Raw genomic sequence first — 3,530 nt, 5'->3', positions numbered from 1 at the left:
GATTCTGCATGAGATGGAACCGATCAGCCACCTGGCGCGCTTGCGGTGCACCCTCGCGAACAGCTTGCGCATAGAGCCCGCATCGCTCTCGGCTCACGATCTCGACGGCAGGGTGCCGCTCTAGCCATTGCGACGCACTCGCCACGCTTGGGTCATCCAGGATATCGACAACCGAATGGGCGCTCCAGGTCCACGATCATCGTGCCGTAGCGCCATGATCGCCGCCAGCTCCAGTCATCGATGCCAACGACCCGAATGGTGGCATTGCTGTGAGCGATCGCGGTATCTCGCTTCAGCTGCCGCAGGATAGTGTCGTCGCTGACCGGCATGCTTAGCCGTCGCATCAAGCGCTCGCCGGGACGGCCGCCGGTGTTCTGGCCGAGCAAACCGACAATCTCCGCGACTCCTTGTCCGGCGCGCATAAGGGGAAGCAATCGTCGGCAGACGGTCGGTGAACGTTTGTCGTTCACATTTCTAATGTGCGCACCGCCAGCGGCTCAACCGAGGCTTCACCGTCACGGTCTTGCCCTGGACCGGCAGATTCTGAAGGCTGCGGTTGGACCAGCCATGCCGACTTCGGGTCCGTCGTCCGCAATCGGGGCAAATGCCGAACGCCGGTCCGGCAGCGGAAACAGGCCAACTGTCATCATCAGTGAGCGCGACACCCCGTATTTTAGCCCCTGGGCCGGGGGACCATTTTGTTTTCGTTCGCATACCCGCACATAGCGGCATCCCTCGCCAACGGCGAATGAACCACACAAAGTGAGGCAGAGCCCCATTAACTTCTGTGGTTGCCGTCCGTTGCGCAAGTAGTGTCTGACCTTTTTGACGTGTGATCGAGTGCGGTCTTCTGTCAGGCCTTATTTGCGGCACTTTCAGAAGCCGCTGGCCGGTATGGTGATGTGCGGATCGGGTCCAAATCTGCCAAACGAGCTCTATGCCCTCAGTTAATTTCTGGTTTTCCCGGTCCAGATCTGTTCGATCATGCGCCCATTCAGGTCATCGACTTCTCACACCTCCTTGCCAGTCCTGGTTATCCGCGGTGGTTTCTCGTCACGCCGCCACAGCCAGAGCCGGGTCTCGATAATCTTCCTGCTTCGTCAGCATGGCCCATATTTTCCGAGCCATCTTGTTCGCCAGTGCGATCGCCACCAGCATGCGCGGCTTCTTCGCGAGCATCCGCGAAAGCCACGATCCTTGCGCTGGCGGTTTGCGACCCGCCCAACTCACGCGGGCCATTGCCCCGAGAATCAGGAGCCTGCGGATGTCGGCCTGACCAGCCTTCGACACCCGGCCGAGCCTTTCTTTCCCGCCAGAAGAGAACTGTCGTGGAACGAGGCCGAGCCAAGCAGCAAAGTCCCGACCGCATCGGAAGCTCTGCATCGTTGGCGCGAAAGCTTCGACGGCCAGTGCGATCAGCGGCCCCACACCCGGCATGGTCTGAAGCCGGCGCGCGGTTTCACTCTGCCGGGACAGTTCCGCGAGCTTCTTGGCCTTTTCTTCGATCCGGGCCGTCTTCTCGCCGATCTGATCCAGAAGGTCGCGGCATTCCTCCTGCACAAGCTCGGGCAGGCCGATCTCAGCATTCTCGACAATCGCCTCAATGCGCTTGATGTGACCAATCCCCTGCGGAATGACCTGCCCATATTCGTAGAGAACGGCGCGCAGAACGTTCACCAATTCCGTTCGCTGGTGAACAATACGCTCGCGCGCCCGAAACAGAACCGCCCGCGCTTGCTGATCAGCGGTCTTAGGCTCGACAAAGCGCATTTCAGGCTGACGGGCCGCAATGACGATTGCCTCGGCATCGGTCGCGTCGTTCTTCTGCCGCTTCACGAACGGGCGCACATATTGCGGCGCGATCAGCTTGACTGCATGGCCCAGCTTCACCAACTCGCGCGCCCAGTAATGGGCGCTGCCGCAGGCTTCCATAACAACAAGTGCCGGTGGCTGCTCTGACATGAACCTGAAGAACTGCCCGCGAGACAGTTTCTTGCGGTACTTCACATCGCCTGTCATCGACGCCCCGTGTAGCTGGAAAACATTCTTTGCCAGATCCACTCCGATCAACGTATCCTTCATCCGCCGTCCTCTCTGTTCTGTGGCTTACACCACATCACCTTGGCACATTGCGATGCCGTTAGGGGAGGACGGCAACCACCCCATCTGCCAAGCGACACGATCCTTGGCTGCGTACCCGTCCTCGACGATTCCCTCGGAGCATCATTCCTGGCTAGTCCTTTTACCCGGCGATACGCGATCAGCCACTCACGGCCCGGACGAAATGCGCAAAGCTGGCCGCCGCACGTCACAATGCGCAGCGCCTTATTTGGACGATGCTGATATTTTTCTTCAACGATTGGTCTCAATGCGAAAGGGCTAGGCCGATCGTTGCCTGGCCGAGCGCCAGACCGCCGTCGTTTGCGGGAACGCTTACGTGCGCCAGCCCCTCCAATCCTGCGACTGTGAGCTCGGCAAGTACGCCTTTGAGCAGCAGCCGATTCTGGAAAGCGCCACCGGACAGTGCGACCGTGCCGACGCCGTTTTCGTTAGTGAGTCCGATGGCTTTCCGCGAGATGATCTCTATCAGCGTCCTGTGGAAGCGCGCAGCAATCAGCCCGGTTTCGACGCCCAAAGCCTGATCACGAAGAAGCGCTTCCCACAGACCTTTCCAGGAGATAACCGGTCCCTTCCGCGAGGTTGCTGGCCAAGCCTCGGCCGCATCCATGAACGGGCTGGCGAGCGCCTCCATCTCCATGCCGGCTTGCCCTTCGTAGCTCTGGCCCTCCAAACAGATGCCGAGGACTGCCGCGCAGGCATCGAAAAGCCGCCCCGCCGAGGAGGCAAGCGGAGCATTGACGCCCCTCTCGATCATCCGGTCCAGCACCCGAAGCGGCTTTTCGGCCAAGGCGGGGACGAAGGGCCGATCGGCGGGAAGCTTGGCCAGGAAATCCGGACCGAAAGCCGCCCGCAGATGCGCATAGGCATTGCGCCACGGCTCGAGGCTGGCCTTGTCGCCGCCGGGCATGGCGACCGGCTCGAAGTATGCCAGCCTCCGGAACCCTCGATAGCCGCCGAGCAGGAACTCGCCGCCCCAGATCGTGCCGTCATCGCCGTATCCGAGACCGTCGAGGATAATGCCCAGCACCGGCGGTGCGTCGATTGCGCGGCCGTGCTGGGCAAGGCACGAGGCGAGATGCGCGTGATGGTGCTGGACCTGCACAAACCTCGCCGCGGTCTCACGGGCAAGCTCCATGGCAAGCTGGGTCGAACGGTAGCCCGGATTCCGGTCGGCCACAATGAGGTCCGGCTTCGTGTCGAACAGGCTTCGATACAGCCCCAACGCCTGCCTCCACGCGTTCTGGTTCTTCAGCTCGTCGAGGTCGCCGAGATGCTGCGACAGCAGCGCGTTGCCGTCGCCCGCCAAGCAGAACGCGGCCTTTAGCCTGAAAAATTCATGGGGGTTGGTGGATGTGGCGCAAGCCTTGAAATGACGTAGGATTTGGTTGCTTAAGCCGATCCGAACCATT

The 3,530-nt window shown here is 61.0% G+C and carries 2 protein-coding genes and 1 pseudogene; all 3 read right to left on the bottom strand.

What is annotated here, in order from left to right; all coding sequences use genetic code 11:
• Positions 1 to 714 (bottom strand): annotated as a pseudogene (locus NKH36_RS34455) (ISL3 family transposase); the annotation flags it as partial.
• Positions 715 to 1,053: 339 nt separating this feature from the next.
• Positions 1,054 to 2,082, bottom strand: coding sequence for an IS110 family RNA-guided transposase (locus NKH36_RS34450; protein WP_352962893.1), 1,029 nt, complete (start codon positions 2,080 to 2,082; stop codon positions 1,054 to 1,056).
• Between the two features lie 283 nt (positions 2,083 to 2,365).
• On the bottom strand, positions 2,366 to 3,530 hold a 1,165-nt coding region (locus NKH36_RS34445), incomplete at its 5' end, for a Kae1-like domain-containing protein (RefSeq protein ID WP_502912178.1).

The sequence above is a fragment of the Mesorhizobium sp. M1312 genome (assembly GCF_040318115.1).
Taxonomy (GTDB): Bacteria; Pseudomonadota; Alphaproteobacteria; order Rhizobiales; family Rhizobiaceae; genus Mesorhizobium.
The sequence above is the reverse complement of the archived record's forward strand: the minus strand, read 5'-3'. Positions and strand labels throughout refer to the sequence as shown.

Coding starts and splice junctions, on each gene's coding strand:
- NKH36_RS34450 (WP_352962893.1), bottom strand. CDS start 2,082: ATGAAGGATACGTTGATCGGAGTGGATCTGGCAAAGAATGTTTTCCAG.